Annotated in this window: 17 protein-coding genes, 1 tRNA gene and 1 pseudogene; 4 read left to right on the top strand and 15 right to left on the bottom strand. The window is 33.8% G+C overall.

The window, feature by feature from the left end:
- Positions 1-277 precede the first annotated feature (277 nt).
- Both GM3709_RS14975 and GM3709_RS14970 read left to right on the top strand, forming a co-directional pair.
- Positions 278-796 (top strand): hypothetical protein, encoded by a 519-nt coding sequence (locus GM3709_RS14975; RefSeq protein WP_066120848.1) that lies wholly within the window; start codon positions 278-280, stop codon positions 794-796.
- Between the two features lie 109 nt (positions 797-905).
- Positions 906-995 (top strand) — tRNA-Ser (locus GM3709_RS14970).
- Positions 996-1,019: 24 nt separating this feature from the next.
- Here the strand turns inward: GM3709_RS14970 and GM3709_RS14965 are convergent.
- Positions 1,020-2,168, bottom strand: a complete 1,149-nt coding sequence (locus tag GM3709_RS14965; RefSeq protein ID WP_066120846.1) for a HEAT repeat domain-containing protein — start codon at positions 2,166-2,168, stop codon at positions 1,020-1,022.
- 348 nt (positions 2,169-2,516) lie between these two features.
- Here GM3709_RS14965 and GM3709_RS14960 point away from each other — a divergent pair, with 348 nt between their 5' ends.
- Positions 2,517-5,402 (top strand): glycerol-3-phosphate acyltransferase, encoded by a 2,886-nt coding sequence (locus GM3709_RS14960; protein ID WP_066120844.1) that lies wholly within the window; start codon positions 2,517-2,519, stop codon positions 5,400-5,402.
- Between the two features lie 81 nt (positions 5,403-5,483).
- Here GM3709_RS14960 and GM3709_RS21190 read toward each other — a convergent pair whose 3' ends face one another.
- From GM3709_RS21190 to msrB, 13 genes and pseudogenes are all read right to left on the bottom strand, one after another.
- Positions 5,484-5,831 carry a hypothetical protein gene (locus GM3709_RS21190; protein ID WP_197671844.1) on the bottom strand — a complete coding sequence of 116 codons (348 nt, stop codon included), beginning with the start codon at positions 5,829-5,831 and terminating at the stop codon, positions 5,484-5,486.
- A gap of 14 nt (positions 5,832-5,845) precedes the next feature.
- The gene (locus GM3709_RS14955; RefSeq protein ID WP_197671843.1) at positions 5,846-6,631 is read right to left on the bottom strand and encodes a hypothetical protein; all 786 of its coding nucleotides are present in this window, start codon (positions 6,629-6,631) and stop codon (positions 5,846-5,848) included.
- Positions 6,628-7,179, bottom strand: a complete 552-nt coding sequence (locus GM3709_RS14950) for a multicopper oxidase domain-containing protein (protein WP_231937575.1) — start codon at positions 7,177-7,179, stop codon at positions 6,628-6,630. Before GM3709_RS14950 ends, GM3709_RS14955 begins: the two co-directional genes overlap by 4 nt.
- A complete protein-coding gene (locus tag GM3709_RS14945; RefSeq protein WP_066118659.1) occupies positions 7,172-8,170 on the bottom strand; it encodes an IS630 family transposase in 999 nt (332 codons plus the stop codon). The genes GM3709_RS14950 and GM3709_RS14945 overlap by 8 nt, the downstream gene beginning before the upstream one ends.
- Positions 8,171-8,298: 128 nt before the next feature.
- Complete coding sequence (locus GM3709_RS14940) at positions 8,299-8,829, bottom strand: multicopper oxidase domain-containing protein (protein ID WP_066120842.1); 531 nt, start codon at positions 8,827-8,829, stop codon at positions 8,299-8,301.
- Between the two features lie 166 nt (positions 8,830-8,995).
- Positions 8,996-10,157, bottom strand: a pseudogene (locus GM3709_RS19320) (IS630 family transposase).
- Between the two features lie 62 nt (positions 10,158-10,219).
- Positions 10,220-10,534: a YnfA family protein gene (locus GM3709_RS14925; protein WP_066120840.1), complete on the bottom strand. Its 315-nt coding sequence runs from the start codon at positions 10,532-10,534 to the stop codon at positions 10,220-10,222.
- Positions 10,535-10,549: 15 nt separating this feature from the next.
- Positions 10,550-11,170, bottom strand: a complete 621-nt coding sequence (locus tag GM3709_RS14920) for a cation transporter (protein ID WP_066120838.1) — start codon at positions 11,168-11,170, stop codon at positions 10,550-10,552.
- Complete coding sequence (locus tag GM3709_RS14915; RefSeq protein ID WP_066120836.1) at positions 11,170-13,113, bottom strand: heavy metal translocating P-type ATPase; 1,944 nt, start codon at positions 13,111-13,113, stop codon at positions 11,170-11,172. The genes GM3709_RS14920 and GM3709_RS14915 overlap by 1 nt, the downstream gene beginning before the upstream one ends.
- Positions 13,114-13,524: 411 nt before the next feature.
- Entirely contained in the window at positions 13,525-13,851 is a 327-nt protein-coding gene (locus GM3709_RS14910; RefSeq protein ID WP_066120834.1) for a phasin family protein, read from the bottom strand.
- A gap of 573 nt (positions 13,852-14,424) precedes the next feature.
- The gene (gene leuC, locus GM3709_RS14905) at positions 14,425-15,819 is read right to left on the bottom strand and encodes a 3-isopropylmalate dehydratase large subunit (protein WP_066120832.1); all 1,395 of its coding nucleotides are present in this window, start codon (positions 15,817-15,819) and stop codon (positions 14,425-14,427) included.
- 76 nt (positions 15,820-15,895) lie between these two features.
- Positions 15,896-16,273: a YccF domain-containing protein gene (locus GM3709_RS14900; protein WP_066120829.1), complete on the bottom strand. Its 378-nt coding sequence runs from the start codon at positions 16,271-16,273 to the stop codon at positions 15,896-15,898.
- A gap of 66 nt (positions 16,274-16,339) precedes the next feature.
- On the bottom strand, positions 16,340-16,768 hold the full coding sequence (gene msrB / locus GM3709_RS14895) for a peptide-methionine (R)-S-oxide reductase MsrB (protein WP_066120827.1): 429 nt from the start codon (positions 16,766-16,768) through the stop codon (positions 16,340-16,342).
- Between the two features lie 297 nt (positions 16,769-17,065).
- On the opposite strand from msrB, the gene GM3709_RS14890 reads away from it, so the two are divergent.
- Positions 17,066-17,791, top strand: coding sequence for a DUF1963 domain-containing protein (locus GM3709_RS14890; protein WP_066120826.1), 726 nt, complete (start codon positions 17,066-17,068; stop codon positions 17,789-17,791).
- A gap of 16 nt (positions 17,792-17,807) precedes the next feature.
- Here GM3709_RS14890 and GM3709_RS14885 read toward each other — a convergent pair whose 3' ends face one another.
- Entirely contained in the window at positions 17,808-18,515 is a 708-nt protein-coding gene (locus GM3709_RS14885) for a WecB/TagA/CpsF family glycosyltransferase (protein WP_396229693.1), read from the bottom strand.
- Positions 18,516-18,648 lie beyond the last annotated feature (133 nt).

Raw genomic sequence — 18,648 nt, 5'->3', positions numbered from 1 at the left:
CAGTGTGATTACTTACTATGCAAGTTTTATCTTTGATTATTGTATCTATTTTTGCATAATAGTCTATCTCATGGCATAATTTCATTTGAATAACATTTAAAGGTGTCATCCAAATTTGATTATAAATCTCAATTTTAAAAGGTTTGTGATAATTGATAAATTTGATATTTTTTTCTTTCCTACATTGTTTTTATGTTAACTTAAAATAGTTTTATCTATTTATTTCTTATTTTCAAATTTCTGACAGTTTATGGTTTGCCTAAAGTTGATTAATTTTTTGTTATTTTTTCCAGCTAGTTTAGGACTGTTATTTCACTCTTTTACTTTAAATATTTTATCCGATCAATTAATATCTTTTGCTTTTTTTTTATTTTCTTTAGAACAAGCTAGAATGGCAGTAATTGATTTAAAACCTTGTCTTTTTAAGGAAAATATGGAAAATGAACTACAATATTCAAGTTTTTATATAGTAATTATTGTGACTTTAGTTATAGAATTATTTGGATTCTATTTAGCTTTATTTTCTTTAGGATGGGGTGCAATATTTGTTTTAATTAGTCAACTTTGGTTTAATTTTTTTTCACCAGTTAAAGTAATAGAACAAGAAAATATAAAGATTCAAAACTATGCTTTTTCTGACAAAATAATCATTTTATTTGCTGATGTAATTGCTTTGATATTAATGACTTTATGGTTAATCAATTTTTATCCTTTAACTATTGCTTTTATTATGTTAGGATTTACGATGATTTTCGGTATTATTAAATATAGTCCTTTTTTATTATCGGAGCAATAAGACGATCATATCTTTGATTTTTCAAAATTTCATAAACTATTTGTATTGAGTTTTCGATTTTTGATTGCCAAAGTTGATTCTTTTCTGTTATAATTTTTAAATGTCTGTTGGAGAGATGGCTGAGCGGTTGAAAGCGGCTTCCTGCTAAGAAGTTGTGGGGTTTATAGCTCCACCGAGGGTTCGAATCCCTCTCTCTCCGTAATATAAATTTAAGATAAGTGTTTTATGAAGATAATTCCCTCAAATATTGAAGGGCAGATTGAGCATAGAAACGCACTTGAGGATTTTGATTCTCCGTTATATCCTCTAAAATAGGAACGCTTTCGATCGATCGAAGTTGTTTTAAACTATAACATAAGGCTTGTAAAATTTCTGGATGACCTAATTTCGGGGATTGAGTATAATAAAAACTGGTTAAAATTGCCACTACTTGAGATTTTAAACGAGGTTTTGTTATTCTTCCTAAAATATCAATTATTTCCAAAGTTACAGACACATTAAGATTATAGAGTGACTTTCCTAAGTATTGAATACTTTTAGGGGTTGCTATCCATGCTAAAGCCTTAACTATAATAACTTTTAATGGTTCGGGAGTATGAGGCAAATGTAAAACCTTATTTAATGCTTCTATGGCAAGAGAATTCTCGCACCGACTTAAAGCAATGGCGGCTTGAGTTGCTACAGATAAGTTTAAATCTTCTAATAAAGGTATGATTAGGTTGATTAATTCTTTGTCTTGAGTCGATTTTAGTTTTAATCCTAATGCAATAAGGGCTTCTTTTCTAACTGATGAGCTATAATCTTTCAAAGCATTAATCATGACGGTTTTTATTTCTGGGGTGTCAAAATTTCCCAAAGAAACGATCGCTGTAGTCCTGATAATGCTATCCTCATCATTAACCAGTGATAATAAAGGCTCAATGACATCTAAACTCGGAATTTGGGCTAAAGCCTTTGTCGCTAAAAGACGATAATCAGGATTATTTAGTAATTGACAAAGAAAAGTAATAGAGTTTTTACCCTGACTAGCTAAAGTTTGAGTTGCAATAACAATTAAATCTTCTTCTTGAGTAGTTGTTAACAATTCCGTGAGGATAAGAATTATCTCTGGATGTCTAATTTGACTGAGAATTTTTAATCCATACCAACGAGATTCAACATCAGCATTTTCATCGAGAATAATTTTTTTCAGGAAGGGAATAACTGCTTCCCCATACTTGACTAATACTTTAGAAATGGCCCATTTTTCCTCAAAATCACCTAATTCTAAAACTTCAAGAGCAAAGTCTAAAGAAATAAACTCATTTTCGTTGATTACAAAATTTGATGATTTGGAGGTTACTGTTGTTGATTCACAGTTACTATCTGTCATAAAAAATATACTTGATCCTCTTCTTGTGTTCAGTGTAATCGATCGAATCAATATTTTTCGTGTTTGTAATTACATATCCTCAACAATTATGCAATTAAAGAATTAAAAATATGTATAAATAAAATTTTATGCAACAATAAATAACGGTACTTAAACTTCTCCATAAATTTAGACAGAGTAATCTTGATAAAAGTTTTCAACATTGAAAAATTATTTTTTAGAAATGTATAATATTTTGTTTCCCATAGATATTAATTCTGTCAAAATTCTAATGCTAGAATAAATTAATTATTTTTCTGGAAGGCTTGAGTGTTTATATATTTTTTTCGTCAATAATAAAATTGTCTAATGACTTTAACACAAGTTTGGGGAGCGTTAATTATTCTCATAGTTTCCCCTATTATTGGTGTAATTCCTCTTATTGATTGGTTTACTTATGCTGTATCGGGAAAAAAGTTAGCCAAGTTAGGCACAGGTAATATTTCGGTGTCGGCGGCATTCTATCATGGAGGAAAGTTAGCCGGTATTTTAGCCGTGTTATCGGAGGCAGGGAAAGGCATTGCAGTAGTCTTGTTAACAAGGATTTTCTTTCCTTTAAGTTCGACTTGGGAAATTATTGCTATAACAGCTTTAATAATCGGACGTTTTTGGGGAGGAAAGGGGGCGGGTGCAACTAATGTTACTTGGGGTATTATCGCTCATAATCCACTAGCCGCACTATTAATTGCGGTGTTAGGAGGAGTTAACTTTACTATATGGCGAGAAAAGCAAAGTGGCAGAATCGGTGTTTTAGTATTGATGGTAGTTGTATTGTCAGCACAAAGAGTTGATGATATAACTTATATTTTAATGACGATCGTGTTAGCTAGTCTGCTAATATGGATTTATCAACACATAGCGGATGATCTAGAATTAAATCTTAATCAGGTTAATAGAGAGTCAGCAAAAATGTTTCGTTTTTTTAGGGGAGATCAAGGTATTCTTAGTTTAAATGATGGATTAAATCCCCGTAAAGTTGGCACAAAAGCTGGTAATTTAGCACAGCTAAAAGCATGGGGATATGATGTGCCAGAAGGATGGGTTGTTAAACCGGGGGATGATATATTGAAACTCTGTCAATTTCTACAACCTTCTTTTAGTAACCCTTTAGTCGTTCGATCGTCAGGCTTGGATGAAGATTCTTTGACGGCTTCGGCGGCAGGTATTTATGAGAGTTTCTTAAATTTAACAGATATTGACAGTTTACAACAGGCTATCATTGATTGTTTCTCATCTTATCATACCTCGATCGCCATTGATTATCGTCAGAGTCGAGGGAAAAAAGCTCAAGGTATTGCTGTTATTGTGCAAAAACAAATACAGGGTTTATATTCAGGTGTAGTTTTTAGTAGAGATCCAGTAAATCAATTAGAAGATTCTGTCTGTATTGAAGCCTTAGCAGGATTGGCAACTCAGGTAGTATCAGGGGAAATTACTCCCGAAGAATATCGAGTTAACTTTCCCGATGAAACTTTACAAGGAAAAGGAAATACCCCTCCGGAAGTGTTGATGACGGTGGCAAAAATAGCAAGAGAAATTGAAAGTTTATCTCAAGGGGTACCCCAAGATATAGAATGGACTTATGACGGTGATAAAATTTGGTTATTACAAACTCGTCCGATTACTACCCTACAACCTTTATGGACAAGAAAAATAGCCTCAGAAGTGATACCGGGTGTAATATCTCCTTTAACATGGTCAATTAATCAACCTCTAACCTGTGGAGTTTGGGGGGATATTTTTACTATTGTATTAGGTAAAAGAGCTAATAATTTAGATTTTACACATACCGCTACTTTACACTATCATCGAGCTTATTTTAATGCAACTCTCTTGGGAGAAATTTTTAAGCGCATGGGGTTACCTCCTGAAAGTTTGGAGTTTCTCACTCGTGGTAGTAAATTTACTAAACCTTCCCTTTTTTCCACTCTTATAAATTTACCCGGATTATTGCGTCTATTACAACAAGAATTAAAATTAGAAGATCAGTTTAATCATGATCTCGATCGATATTTTAATCCTTTATTAGATGAATTAATGGAAATCAATCCACAAAATTTATCTGACAAAGATTTATTAAGGAGAATAGATGATATTTTAGAATGTTTAAAAAAAGCAACTTATTACAGTATTTTTGCTCCCTTAAGTTACAGTTTAAGACAGACATTATTTAAAGTTTTACCAGAAGAATTAGACTATCGTAATATTCCAGAAATAGCATCATTAAATGAACTTAAAAAAATTGCGATCGATGCCCGTAAACTACTACCTAAAAATGAATTAGAAAGAATTGATCTAAATAATTATGCAGCGTTTTTTGCTTATTTAACAGAAACAGGAGAAGGAGAATCTATTTTGCAAAACTTAGAACAATGTTTAGAGAAATATAGTTATTTAAGTGAAATAGCAACGGATATAGCCGTGCCTCGTTGGCGAGAAAACTCCAAAGAAATGAAAAAAATATTTACTAAATTTGTGGGAGAAAGTTTTACAGAATCAAGTATTAGTAAATATGAAAAAAAAGAAGATAAAATAAGTGTTAATATTGTCCAAAAAAGACTAGAACTAAAAGGTAAAGTGAGTGTAGTTTATTCTCAATTATTAGCCTATTTGCGTTATAGTTTTTTAGCTTTAGAAAAAAGGTGGATAGAAGAAAAAATCTTAGATATAGAAGGAGATATATTCTTTTTAAAACTAGAAGAAATTATAGATTATATTCAACAGAAAAACTCTCAAATAAATATAGTTGAGTTAACTCAACAACGGAAATTTCAATGGGAAGAAAGCAAAAAAATTACTACTATTCCTTATTTGATTTATGGTAAAGCCCCTCAAATTGATTTAATCTATAAATATACTCCTATTCTTTCTAATTCTTGCCTTCAAGGTATTGGGGCAAGTGCTGGAATCATTGAAGGTAAAATTAAGATTGTCTTATCTTTAACTGATGCACAAAACATCAACCATGAAACTATAATAGTTGTACCTTATACAGATTCTGGTTGGTCAATGATCTTAGCACAAGCAGGAGGAATTATTGCCGAAGTAGGAGGAAAACTTTCTCATGGGGCGATTATTGCTAGAGAATACGGCATTCCTGCGGTAATGGACATAAATCATGCCACCGAAATTTTACAAGATGGTCAATTAGTACGTTTAAATGGAGTAAAGGGTACTGTGGAAATTTTAAATTAATTGATTGACGTTAAGCTAGGAGGTATCGAAATAGAGTGTGCTGAAAAAGTCTTTTTATGAGGATAGGAGTTAGGAGAATAGTTAAAATTTCACTAAAATTGCTGTGCTATACATAATCACGATTCCTAAAGTAAATCCTGCTAAATTAAGGGGAGAAAACTGAGACTGCTTAGACTTTTGAGTTGTTTTAAATAAATAGATTCCCAACTCGATGATAACCTGCAAAATCGCTCCAGCTCCAAAACCCAAAAATAATGCCGCCCATTGAGGAGAAAAGGCGAATGCACCAAACCAGATTCCGGGAATAGCAGGTAATCCTGCTAACATAGCTAAAAAAATGAAAGTCTGCCATCTGTGGTTCTGTTTCAACAAGGGCGACACAATACCTATTCCTTCGGTTAAATTATGTAAGGTGAAGCCTATCACCAAAAATGTTCCTAATGCTAATTCCCCAGCGCAAACGCTGTGCCAACGGCAAGTCCTTCTCCAAAATTATGTAATCCAATTCCAGTTGCTAAATAGGCTGATAAGGCTTTTCCTTCGGGGGGTTTACCTTTGCGTCGGCTGATCGTCAGGAGAGTTAAAAATGCGATCGCACTTCCAAACCACACTAATCCCTGAGCTTGAAAGGCACTAGCCATTTTGTTCCCTAATTCTAATCCTTCCTGAAAGGTATCCACTAACAAAAACCCTAATAAGCCGATCGTCAGGGAAAGTATAAACCCCAATCCTGATTTCCCTAAAGTATTTAGATAGGGATAACTCAGCATTCCTAATACTACAGGCACAAGTCCTACATATAAACCGATCCAAGTGTAGATCAGTAAGGTAGAAAAAGACCATTTTGGTGTCGCCACTGCCACATCAATGGTATGGTCAAAAGTCAAGCCCGTATTGGTGATGAATTTTAGATGATGAGTTTCTCCATTAACCCAAGGGTACGGAATATCAAGAGTTACCATAGCAAGACGTTTAATATTTCCCTCTGGTTGCTGTGAAAACTGCCAATATGCTCCATCAACTTGCACTTGGGAGATTTCCATCGGTTGAGAACCCGCCGCACGAATTTTTAGAGTAATGTTATTTTCATTGAGAATAGTTTGTTCTACCGTCAAGGATTCTATAGGTGGTACGTTATGATTGAGTAGCTGAACAGGATTCACAACTAACCCTAACAGGAAAATCACCAGAATAATAGGTAAAAGCCAATTTAGTTTATTTATTTTCATGCTATTACCTCAAATAGACTCATCCAGCCGAGTTCAACGAATTCTGATTGATGGGCGTGAAACATATAACTTCCGGGGGAGTGTTTAGCAAAAGAAAATTCTAAAATACCTCTTTGTCCTTGGCATTGTATTACAGTATCGATGGTGCGTTGGGTGGGAGTTAAAGTTGTGCCGTGATCGTAGTAATCAAAAAAGTTGGCATGAAGATGGAAGGAGTTAATAGGGTCAAATTCGGTGACGTTAATTAAATAGACTCGGACAGGGCGATTACGCTCAATGATTATTGGTTGCTTGGTAAAAGCGTGGGGAATTGTGTTCACCGCATAAACTTCGTTTTCGTCATCAAAGTTGGTGTCAAAGCCATTCATGACCATTAACAGTTCTTGCCATTGTTGATTTTCGGGAGTTCCTAATAACCGTGAGTTTACTTTTTCTTTCAACTCTGGATGTTTTTGAGGATCGGGATCGATAATAAATGCTCCATACATTCCCTTATGCAAATGACGTTTGAAAGGAGTTGTGTGATAATGATATAAGTACCTAGGCAAAATTAATTGTATATTTTGAACCAAAGTTTATAAGAATATTTTCTACTCCTTTTACTAAATCTAAATAACTTTTATAACAGGAGTTCTCTAACCATTTATATTTCATAAATCTCCACAGTATTTCTATTTTGTTTAATTGTGGTGAATAGGGTGGTAGAAAGAATATTTTTAATCCTTTTTTTTCCCATTCTTCTTCTTTATTCCAGAATTTTTTATTTTGGTGAATCGAGGCATTATCCATTACTAATACTGTTTCCTTCTTTATTTTTTTACTCAAGTTATCTATACAAGCTATCACGACATCACTATTGATTGATGACTCAAATACATAGCTTTCTAACTCATTATTTTTTTTCATAAATCCTAACACATTTAATCTTTTACTTAGGCTACTTTCTCTTTCTATTTTTCTCCCTTTTTCTTGCCATCCATAAGGTAAACAAGGTACTAAACTAAATCCACTTTCATCACCATAATATATATCTATTTTTCCTTCATTTTCTGCTCTTTTTAGTTGCTCTAATTGTCTCTTTTTTTGTTGGTATAATTCAGGGCATACTTCCCCTTTTACCTTTTTCTTGAACCGATACCACCCCATGCCCTTTTTTTTTGCTAATCTTTTTATCGTATCTTTGCTTATTTTTATCTCCCACTCATTTTCTATTTTTTCTTGAACTATCTTTAAGGTTTTTGGATGAGATTTTATCCATTCTTTTACTTTTAATTCTTGTTGCTCATTTAAAGTTGATTTTCTTCCTCTTCCCTTCAAGCTATATAATCCATTTAAACCATTTTTTTCCCAATTATTAAGCCAATTATAAATTGTATTTCTACTAATATTTAATATTAACATTATTTGAGTAATTTTATAACCTTGATAACTTAACAAAATCGATTTTGCTCGATGTCTAACTTGATAGTATTTACTTTTTTGTTCAATAGTCTTTAATAACTGTTGTGTTTCTGGAGCTAATCTGGTAACAAATCGCATTTTTTATCCTTGATTTACTTATTTTTCATATTTTTAGCAGATTTTAAGCTACATTAATTATTTTTAAATATAAATAAAACTTTTGTATATTACTTTTTGATTTTATTAAATTTATTTTAATGTTATAATTATACAATTAATTCTGCCCACTTACTTAGGTGACAGCCAAAAGGCTCAGCGTTAAACTCATAAACTATTTCTTGATTAGTGGCGGCTTCTAGCACTCCGGGAATACCATCTTGTTGGGCGGCATGAATACCATGGAAATGGATGGTGTGGAGATGAGAACCCAGATTTTTAAATTTAATCCGAATGCGATCGCCTTGTGTGACTCGTAGAGTTGGTCCTGGAATGCGACCGTTATAAGTCCATGCAGGATAAAATACTCCTGGAGCGATCTCTATTTCTCGTTCAATAGCTGTAATTTCATACTCTCGCAATTGTTGACCATTGGATAATTTTGACACTTTTCCTGTATCCCAGTCCGTCAATAATTTGTAAGGATCAAAGCCGTTTTTTTCATGATTGACTTCTCCCATGGTAGTTAAACCGCCAACCCCTCTAATTTGAGTAGTGGTAGGGACTTTCTTTCTAAACCCATTTCCAACTCCAAAGACTCCGAGGCTTAACAGCGATCGCCTTGATATGTTACTACTCATCTTGGTATTTTCATAATCTTTTCATAATTTACTATATCATAAAATTTGACGACAGGTCAAAGAAAACTTTTTCTTCCTGCTGTCATGCTTATTGTAGGAATTTGGGAAATAGTAGCATCCGCTATTTGGATATAGTTAATGTCTTGGTGCATAAGCTAAGACGCATTTAACTTACATTGATTAATTCACCCTTATTCTTAAATTTTTTACTCCAATTAATTACTAAACCTCCTTCATTTAATAAGTAATTTACTGTTTTTTCTAGCTGTTCTTTATTTTCAAAGTTTCTATAAGCTATATATTCCTTTGCCGAATGCCACACTAATTCTATTAAGTTATAATCTGGACTATATACCGGTAAATATTCTAGTCTTATATTCGGTAGATTTTTTTCTATTTTTTCTACTATTTCCTTTTTTTTATGGAAACTTGCGTTGTCTAATATTATGATTATTTTCGGACCACATTCTTTAAAATCTTTTTCATCATTTCCCTTACTTACCCATTCATTTTTTATTTCTTCCCATAACTTTTTTAATTGTTCACAAAACGTTTCTGAATCACCTTTTTTTATTACAAAACATCTTCTTTTTTTATCCGAATATCTTATTCCTCCCATGATATTTACTCTTCCTCTTCTTCTTTCTCCCTTCACCTTTTTTCTTTTTCCTTTTTTCGTCCATGTTTTTCTTCTTATCACCCTTAAACTAAAACCACATTCATGAGGGGCTGTGTGGCGAATTTAGTTCGCCACTTTAAACGCCCCATCCCAAAACCATACTTGAACTAACTCAGGATTCTCTTTACCTATTTCTATGTAATGTTCTAATTTTTCTTTAAATGCTTTTCTTTGTTCTTGATTTTGTTTGTCTTCTAAACTATATTTTCCCCAAATATAACTATACTTTTTTCTTTTTAATATCCTCACTACTTGTGATTTACTTAATTTAATTCCTGTTTCTTTTTCCAAATGTTCTGATAATCTTTGCCCCGTCCATCGACCAAAATCATATCCAAAATCTTCAGGATTTTTATCAACTACTTCTAATAATCTTTCAATATATTTATCCGTTGCTTTTGTTTGGTTTCCTTTTCTTCTTTTATCTTGCAATGAATCTACATTATTAGGATTACCATGAACTGCCCAGTAAGCCACCGTTTTGGGGGAACAACCCAAAAAAACTGCTATTTCTTGATAATTTTTACCATCATTCTCTAATAAAAATATTAAAATTCTTTCCCTGACTTCCGATCTCTTTTCTATTTTTAAAGCATCTTGTAGATACTTTCTTTCTTCCTTCCTCTGACAAAAAATTTTTAGAAGGCATAAATCACACCTAAGTTTTATCTTTTCTGACTTAAATTATATACCAAATCAATGCGTCTTAGCTTACATCATAATTCCAGCACCGATAAGAATAATAATTACTCCCAAACAATCATAAACATCGGGTGGTATTTTATCTATCTTCCATCCCCATAGTAAAGAAAATAAAACAAATGTCCCACCATAGGCACTATAAACTCGTCCAAAATTAGTAGGTTGTAAAGTAGGTAAAACTCCGTATATCATCAAAATTAACCAACCCACAATGGCATATTTAAAACTTTTACCCTCCCTTAACCACAACCACACCAAATAACCTCCACCAATTTCTGATAACCCCGTGATAAAAAAATAAAACAAAGATTTGACTATTTCCATGTAAATTATTACTGATTACTGACGTTGATAAAAACTTTGAGTTAGCAAAAATACAGCACTAATTATCATTAAAAAAGCGATTCCCATAGCTGATATTTTATCTATCCATAACCAGTGAAAGATAAGGATTGCGAGGGAAGTTATAATTAAACTAAGGGAATTGGCAGTATCAGCGATCGCATGAAGAAATACTCCCCGTAGATTTAAGTTGTTATGGCTAGGATCGTAGAGTAAAATAATACTCACTGCTTTAATGATTAATTCCAAAAAAGCAATTCCTAGTAAAGAAAAGGAAAAAGAGACTTCTTCCGTTAGGGTATCTTCACTATTTAAAACATGATTACCAATCCAAAGCCCAATTACTAACAAGAGTAAGCCATTACTAAAACCACCCCATGCCTCTATTTGTTGCTTCTGATTTTGCCAACTTTGAGCCAATTTCGTGGCTATAATAGCGATAATAATGGAAAGAATATCAACCAATAAATGACTGGCTACCGCAAGGAGAGAAAAGCTATAGAATTTCCAACTGGTAATTAATTCTATGGTGAATAAGATAACTCGTAAGGTTAAAATAATTAACAAGAGTGACATCGGTTGAAAATCCTCTTGCGGTTGATGTTTATTGATTACCATTAGCTTTTAAATCTTAAAACTCTACCAGCATTAACAATCGCAATTAAGGCGACTCCAACATCTGCAAAAATGGCTTCCCAAAGGGTGGCTAATCCTATGGCACCTAAGAGAATAAATAAGCCTTTAATCCCCAACGCAAAGCTAATATTTTGCCAGACAATTTGACGGGTTTTTTGGGCAATGGCGATCGCCTGCGATATTTTAGAGGGCATATCTGCCATAATGACAATATCGGCAGTTTCAATAGCCGCATCTGAGCCTAATCCCCCCATAGCAATACCTACATCTGCTCTTGCAATTACAGGAGCATCATTAATACCATCCCCTACAAATGCGACTTTGGTTTTTTCGCTACTTACTTGCCCTAAAATTTCCTCAATAGCGTTTACTTTATCTTCAGGTAGTAACTCTGCTTGATAGCGTGTAATGGCTAATTTTTCTGCGATCGACTGAGCTACACTAATATTATCACCAGTTAGCATAACTACTTCAATGCCTTTCGACTTTAACTGTTTTATAGCGACAACTGCATCTTCTTTCAATTCATCAGCAACCATAAGGTATCCAATATATTGACCATCTACTGCTATATGCACTATAGTACCGTTGAGGTTGCATATTTCTTGATCATGGGGTATATTTTCCAAATGAAGAAGGCGATCGTTTCCCACTAAAACCCTTTGATTTTTTACCCGTGCCACAATGCCATGCCCAGAAATTTCTTGATAATTTTCGAGGGTCGAATCATCAACAGTTTTGCCGTATTCTTCAAGAATCGATTTAGCTACAGGATGATTAGATTGAGACTCAACCGTAGCGGCTAATGCCAGTAATTCTAACTGAGTGAGTCCATTATCAGTGACAATATCAGTTACTCGGAAGTTTCCTTTAGTGAGAGTGCCTGTTTTATCAAACACAACGGTTTTCACTTCCGTTAAAGTATCTAAAAAAGTTGCACCTTTGACTAAAATACCGTTTTTTGCGGCATTCCCCACTCCGCCGAAGTAACCCAAAGGAATACTAATCACTAACCCACAAGGGCAAGAAATAACTAGCAAAATTAACGCCCGATAAGCCCATTGAGTGAGGGTTTCACTTCCTAAACCTAAAAACAGAGGAGGAAGTATCGCCACTGCTAGGGATAAGAAGACGACGGCAGGAGTATAGTAACCAGCGAAACTGGTAATAAATTTCTCGGTTTTTGCTTTTTTGGTGTTGGCATTCTCCACCAGATCTAGTATTTTTGAAATAGAAGATTCAGCGAAAAGTTTAGTAACTTTAACGGTTAATACTCCAGATTGGTTAATTGAACCTGCGAGTATATTATCCCCTTCTTGAACCGTTTGAGGTATTGATTCACCTGTTAGTGCAGAGGTGTCAATTTGGGACTTTCCGAGTACAATTTCCCCATCGAGAGGCACTTTTTCCCCTGCTTTGATGATAATTAAATCTCCTACTTTCACCGTGTCAGGAGAAACGGTTTTCACTCCCTCATCGGTTTTAAGATTAGCACTGTCGGGACGTATTTCTAGTAAAGATTTAATCGAGCGCCTTGATTTGCCTACTGCGTAGTTTTGAAATAATTCCCCTACTTGAAAGAATAGCATCACCGCTACTGCTTCTGGAAGTTTATGAAGTGCGATCGCACTAATTGTCGCCAGTGTCATTAAAAAGTTTTCATCAAAGATATGCCCTTTAAGTATATTTCTTCCAGCACTGGTAATCACACTCCAACCACTGATCAGATAAGCTGGTAGGAATACCCCATATTCACCAATACTATAAGGAGTGTTGTGGAGAGCTTCGTTAAAGATTACACCGATAAAAAATAATACCGTTGAAAATCCGATCAGGATAACTGTCTTTTTCCCGTCAAATTCTGTTAAATCATGACTATGATTATGTCCATGATCGTGTGTACAACAACCATCATGTTTTCCCATAAAATTTTAAATGAATATATGAACAATTATTCAGATAATAACTAAGATAAAGCATTATGTCAATCATTTATAGTTAGTTAAAATAACACTGAGACAGTTAGAGAAATTATGTAAGGTGGCCATTGTGCACCAATCAAGATTTTTGAAAATTTTTAATATTATTAAACTGTTTCATTCTTATTTTTAATGACTATATTTTGTGTAGGAATCGTAAATTTATTCAGTGCAAAAAATCACCAATGGTGAACTATAAAATTTATTGGTGAAGATAATGTATTAGATATTAGGTAAAGAATTGATAAAAAAGTATTAATAATTGATTGCTCACTCGATTAATTTCATTAAATAATTGAACGAAAATTGAAAAATTAACGCTTATCCTAAATTTTTGTACCTTAATTATGATATTGTTTAACGCCATAATTTATTTTCCAAATCTCGAATTTGACGTTCAAGTCGATCGATTCTACCTCGTAATTCGTCAACTTCAGACTGCCGAGGCACTCCTAAATCTTGTAAAACATTCCGAATTTGTCGCTCCATCTGAGCTTGAATATTACCTTGATCCGACTGAATTTGTTGCATTAAATCGTCCACAATACCTTTAGCCTGATCTGGATTTATTTTACCTTCTTTTACCCATTGTTCACTTACTTCTTTAATTTTTTCGGCGGCGAGGGATGTGGTGCCCACACCAATCATTAATAATTGCTTCAGCCAATCGTTATTATTATCCATAATTTTACTAAATAAATTTTAAATTGAATTTATCTCAAAAGCTAAATTTTGGGTCAATAAAACCGAAAATATTGCATGTAATTCAAATTATATAGTAAGGGTAAATTATTCTTACCGATAATTTTCTTAAGTTTTCCTTACCTTATATTTACCTGAGTTCGAGAAAAAATCCTTGATGTAGGTAGGTTTTAGGCTTTAGGTTTTAGGTTCTAAAAATACCAAATCTGATTGAATTATTTAATTAAATTAATCTAGATAAAATCAATAGACTTCTTGCACAAGTCAGACAATAGACAAAAAGCAAGAGGCAATAGTTACGATAATTGATTATAAACAGCCTCAATTTAATTATATTTTTAATTTTGCAACAGGTCTAATTGTTAACAGTTTTTCATCAATTATTTAGCTAATACCTAACAACTAATACCTTGCTATTACCCATACATTTTGCATCGAACTGAGGTTATATTTAAGTTTAGATAAGTTTTTTGAGCGGTTTTTGAAAAAGATAATAGGGTGTTGTTTTCCCTATCTATCCTCATGATCATTTTGTAAACTAAAGTACAAAGAGTTTTATAATTCTCTTACATCAGAAACTTTACCGTTAATAGCAGCGGCCACTACCATTGCAGGACTCATTAATAATGTACGCCCTTGGGCTGATCCCTGACGACCTTTAAAGTTACGATTAGAGGATGATGCACTTATTTGGTCTCCTTGTAACTTATCGGGGTTCATCGCTAAACACATAGAGCATCCCGGTTCGCGCCATTCAAAACCTGCATCTAAAAATACATGATGTAATCCTTCTGCTTCTGCTTCTTGTTTTACCCTTTCTGATCCTGGTACAACAAATGCTTTGACATTTTCCGCTACTTTATGCCCTTTTGCTAATTTTGCGGCCTCCCTTAAATCGCTTATTCTACCGTTAGTACAACTACCAATGAAGCATACATCGATCGAGGTGCCTTTGATGGGTTGTCCGGGTTGAAGTTGCATATATTTAAAGGCTTCGATCGCAATTTCCTTATCATTTTCTGGCAAAGTTTCAGGTACGGGTAAAGATTCTGTAATACCAATACCTTGACTGGGAGTAATACCCCATGTAACTGTAGGCTCAATATCACTGGCATTGAAGGTGACTATATCATCATATTCAGCATCTGTATCACTACGGATACTCTGCCACCATGTCACTGCTTCATCCCAATTTTTTGGAGCAAAGTCTCTATTTTTCAAGTAATTGTATGTAACTTCATCAGGATTGATATAACCGCAACGAGCACCTCCTTCGATCGACATATTACATACTGTCATGCGTTCTTCCATATTCATATTTTCAAAGGTTGTACCTGCATATTCGTAGGCATAACCAACACCTCCATTTACGCCCAATTTACGGATAATATGAAGAATAACGTCTTTGGCATAGACTCCTTTAGGTAATTCACCGTTTACCTCAATTTTTCTCACTTTTAACTTAGTTAAGGAAAGAGTTTGAGAAGCCAATACGTCTCTAACCTGAGAAGTTCCGATCCCAAATGCGATCGCACCAAATGCCCCATGGGTAGAAGTATGAGAGTCACCACAAGCGATCGTCATACCGGGTTGTGTTAAGCCTTGTTCCGGTGCAATCACATGGACAATACCTTGATTACCAGAGTTGGTGTTATAGAATCGGATGCTATTTTCTTTGGTATTATTTTCTAGGGCTTGGATCATTTCTTCTGCTAAGGTATCAGCAAAAGGACGAGCTTGATTTTCTGTAGGTACAATATGATCTACTGTAGCAACGGTTAGATCGGGAAAGAGTACTTTAAGATTACGCTCTCGAATCATAGCAAATGCTTGAGGGCTAGTTACCTCATGTATTAAATGTAACCCGATAAATAATTGAGTTTGTCCAGAGGGTAATATACCTACGGTATGAGAATCCCAGACTTTATCAAATAACGTTCCTTTACTCATATTAATTTTATATAAAGAATGCTCTTATTCTCTCTATTATCCTTGAGAAATGACGATTTAGGCAATGAACAATTACTTAATCAATATCTTTAAATTCCCTACCAAAAGGAAAAAGTGCGATGGGAATTAGTTTAAAATGTTGTTTAGCAAAAGGTAAACCGATAATGGTAATAGCTAGAATTAGTCCATGTAGTAAATGAGATACTGCTATTTCCCAACCGAAGAAGATCACCCAAATAACGTTAAAAGTCATCACAATAAAACTAGAGGCATCCTCTGTCACAATATTTTCCTTTCCGAAGGGAGTCATTGTCGCCACACCGATTTTAATCGTTTGTATCCCAAAAGGAATGCCTATAATCGTCAAACAGAGGGTTAAACCACCTAGAATATAACCCAAACCGCTAATAAAACCACCAAAAATAAACCAAATAATGTTACCGAATAAAGCCATAATCTTAACTCCAAATTATGTATTAAACAATCTTCTCTTTCTTCTCATCTTCCTTTTTAAGCGTCATCAAGAAACCTGATCAACTGTTGAGCTTATTATTCTTTGGGGTTCAAATTTTAATGCGACAGAATTCATACAATAACGTTTACCCGTAGGTTCAGGGCCATCATCAAAGACGTGTCCTAAGTGAGCATCACAAGCATTACACAAAACTTCTGTTCTTTTCATAAAAAAGCTAATATCGGTTTTATAGGCAACGCTATCTTCTTTGACAGGTTGCCAAAAACTAGGCCATCCTGTGCCAGAATTATATTTGGTGTCAGAAACGAATAACTCATTACCACAACAAACACACTTATAAACGCCTGTTCCTTTATAATCGTGGTATTCTCCACTAAAAGCTCTTTCAGTGCCGTGTTTTCTGGTCACTTGAAATTGTTCAGGAGTAAGCATTTCTTTCCATTCGGCTTCTGTTTTTTTAACTTTTTCTACCATAAAAATTAATATTTGTTAATAATACCATTTTCATTTTAACGTGAGAAATAATGAATTTAAAATTATCTCTGTTGTGGAATGAGCTTATGATAAGGGGTAGGTATTCGGTCAAATAATGAAAAAGTAAGGCTTTTAGGCTTTTAGCAATATAAATAAATATCAACAAATTAGCTTTAAAGAAAATAAAGTCAAAAATGCTAAAATTGCACACTTTTTTGTTAATATAGTATGTATGAACCATTAATTTTAATGGCTTTCTAATTTATTTGGCAAACCCTAATTAAAAACTGAAATATCATGAAGAATTCGATCGAAAAATATCACCGCAAGACTTGGATACCAATAGTTAAACAAGAAAAAAGGCAAGTAATTAGTTCTAAATTTGGGGGTTTACCTTTTATTCCCAAAGGCACCAAATATCCTGTGTGTGAACATTGTGGAGAAAAAATGCCTTTATTTTTACAGCTATATAAAAAGGATTTACCTGACAATGCAAAAGATGCTTTTATCGGAGAATTATTACAAGTTTTCTACTGCACTAATGAAAAATCGGAATGTGAGTTTGAGTGTGAAGCCTATTTCCCCTTTGCTAAAAGTACTCTGGTTCGAGTTTTTTCCTATGAGGAAATAGAGACTGATGGAGAAATAATTTCTGAGTCTGATTTTCCTACAACTATATTTTCTGAAAAAATAATTATTGATTGGGAAGAAAAATCTGATTATCCTAACTCAGAAGAATTACAAAATCTTAGAAATCAATCACCATCAGATAATTTAACGGAATTAGAAGAGGATGAAGACTGGGAATATCCTTTATTTGGGGATAAATTGTTAGGTTGGGCGGCTTGGGTACAAGGAATAGAATATCCTTTTTGTCCAGAATGCGGTGAGCAAATGTCTTTGGTTTTTCAAATCGATTCAGAAGATAATTTATCTTATATGTTTGGGGATATGGGATGTTCTCATGTTACTCAATGTAAAAATCATCCTCATCAACTGACGATCGCCTGGGCTTGTGGTTAAGGTTAGGATATTGAATCTAAAAAATTGCCTTGAAAAAAAATTGAGGTAAGGCTAACATTCGTTTCCATCGTTGAGGCTCTTGGTATAGTCGATATAACCATTCTAAATGATAATTACAGAAAAATTTTGGGGCTCTTTCTTTAACACCTCCCCAAATATCAAAACTACCACCCACACCTATCCATACTGCATTTGGTGCTAAATAGCGATGATTCATAATCCATAATTCTTGTCTTGGCACTCCTAAACCGACTAATATTAGTTTAGGTTGTATTTGCTCGATCGAATCACACCAATTTTTTAACTCAGACGGAGATAAATAACCATGATTATAAATGATATTGATATTTGGTAATTTTTTATGCCATGCTTGTGTTGCTTTTTCTGTGACTCCGGGGGCACCACCATAAAAACAAATAGGATAATCTTTTCCTTTTTTCCCCAACTTTTCCACCAAAGAAGCCGCTAACTCTATTCCTGCAATTCGCTGTTGTTTTTGTCCCCTACGTTTTAAATAAAATATAATACCAGAACCATCGGGTACAACTAAATCAGCTTTTTTAATAGCCATAGCTAAATCAGGGTTTTTTTGTGCCATCATTGCCATTTCTGAGTTCATGGTGACAACATGGGTAAACTCTCTATTTTCGATACGATTGATTAGCCAATCTTCATAATTATCACTGAGATTAACGGGTAAATTAAGTACAGAAAAAGTTTTCATAATTTAGAATTTACAAACAAAAATACTTTGATAATGATTAGCTATTATTTTAAAGTTTAAAAACTATTTATGCCATCTTATCCCATATATTTTGAGAAACAGTTGAGGTAGAAAAATTTTATTTACACAATTC

Source organism: Geminocystis sp. NIES-3709, assembly GCF_001548115.1.
In the GTDB taxonomy this organism is placed as follows: Bacteria; Cyanobacteriota; Cyanobacteriia; order Cyanobacteriales; family Cyanobacteriaceae; genus Geminocystis.
The sequence above is the reverse complement of the archived record's forward strand: the minus strand, read 5'-3'. Positions and strand labels throughout refer to the sequence as shown.

Bases quoted from the DNA above. Each gene is read 5' to 3' on its own strand.
- GM3709_RS14900 (WP_066120829.1), bottom strand. From the start codon at position 16,273: ATGGCTTTATTCGGTAACATTATTTGGTTTATTTTTGGTGGTTTTATT.
- GM3709_RS14940 (WP_066120842.1), bottom strand. From the start codon at position 8,829: ATGAGTAGTAACATATCAAGGCGATCGCTGTTAAGCCTCGGAGTCTTT.
- GM3709_RS14965 (WP_066120846.1), bottom strand. From the start codon at position 2,168: ATGACAGATAGTAACTGTGAATCAACAACAGTAACCTCCAAATCATCA.
- GM3709_RS14920 (WP_066120838.1), bottom strand. From the start codon at position 11,170: ATGGTAATCAATAAACATCAACCGCAAGAGGATTTTCAACCGATGTCA.
- GM3709_RS14960 (WP_066120844.1), top strand. From the start codon at position 2,517: ATGACTTTAACACAAGTTTGGGGAGCGTTAATTATTCTCATAGTTTCC.
- GM3709_RS14955 (WP_197671843.1), bottom strand. From the start codon at position 6,631: ATGAAAATAAATAAACTAAATTGGCTTTTACCTATTATTCTGGTGATT.
- GM3709_RS14890 (WP_066120826.1), top strand. From the start codon at position 17,066: ATGAAGAATTCGATCGAAAAATATCACCGCAAGACTTGGATACCAATA.
- GM3709_RS14915 (WP_066120836.1), bottom strand. From the start codon at position 13,113: ATGGGAAAACATGATGGTTGTTGTACACACGATCATGGACATAATCAT.
- GM3709_RS14910 (WP_066120834.1), bottom strand. From the start codon at position 13,851: ATGGATAATAATAACGATTGGCTGAAGCAATTATTAATGATTGGTGTG.
- GM3709_RS14945 (WP_066118659.1), bottom strand. From the start codon at position 8,170: ATGCGATTTGTTACCAGATTAGCTCCAGAAACACAACAGTTATTAAAG.
- GM3709_RS14925 (WP_066120840.1), bottom strand. From the start codon at position 10,534: ATGGAAATAGTCAAATCTTTGTTTTATTTTTTTATCACGGGGTTATCA.
- msrB (WP_066120827.1), bottom strand. From the start codon at position 16,768: ATGGTAGAAAAAGTTAAAAAAACAGAAGCCGAATGGAAAGAAATGCTT.
- leuC (WP_066120832.1), bottom strand. From the start codon at position 15,819: ATGAGTAAAGGAACGTTATTTGATAAAGTCTGGGATTCTCATACCGTA.
- GM3709_RS14885 (WP_396229693.1), bottom strand. From the start codon at position 18,515: ATGAAAACTTTTTCTGTACTTAATTTACCCGTTAATCTCAGTGATAAT.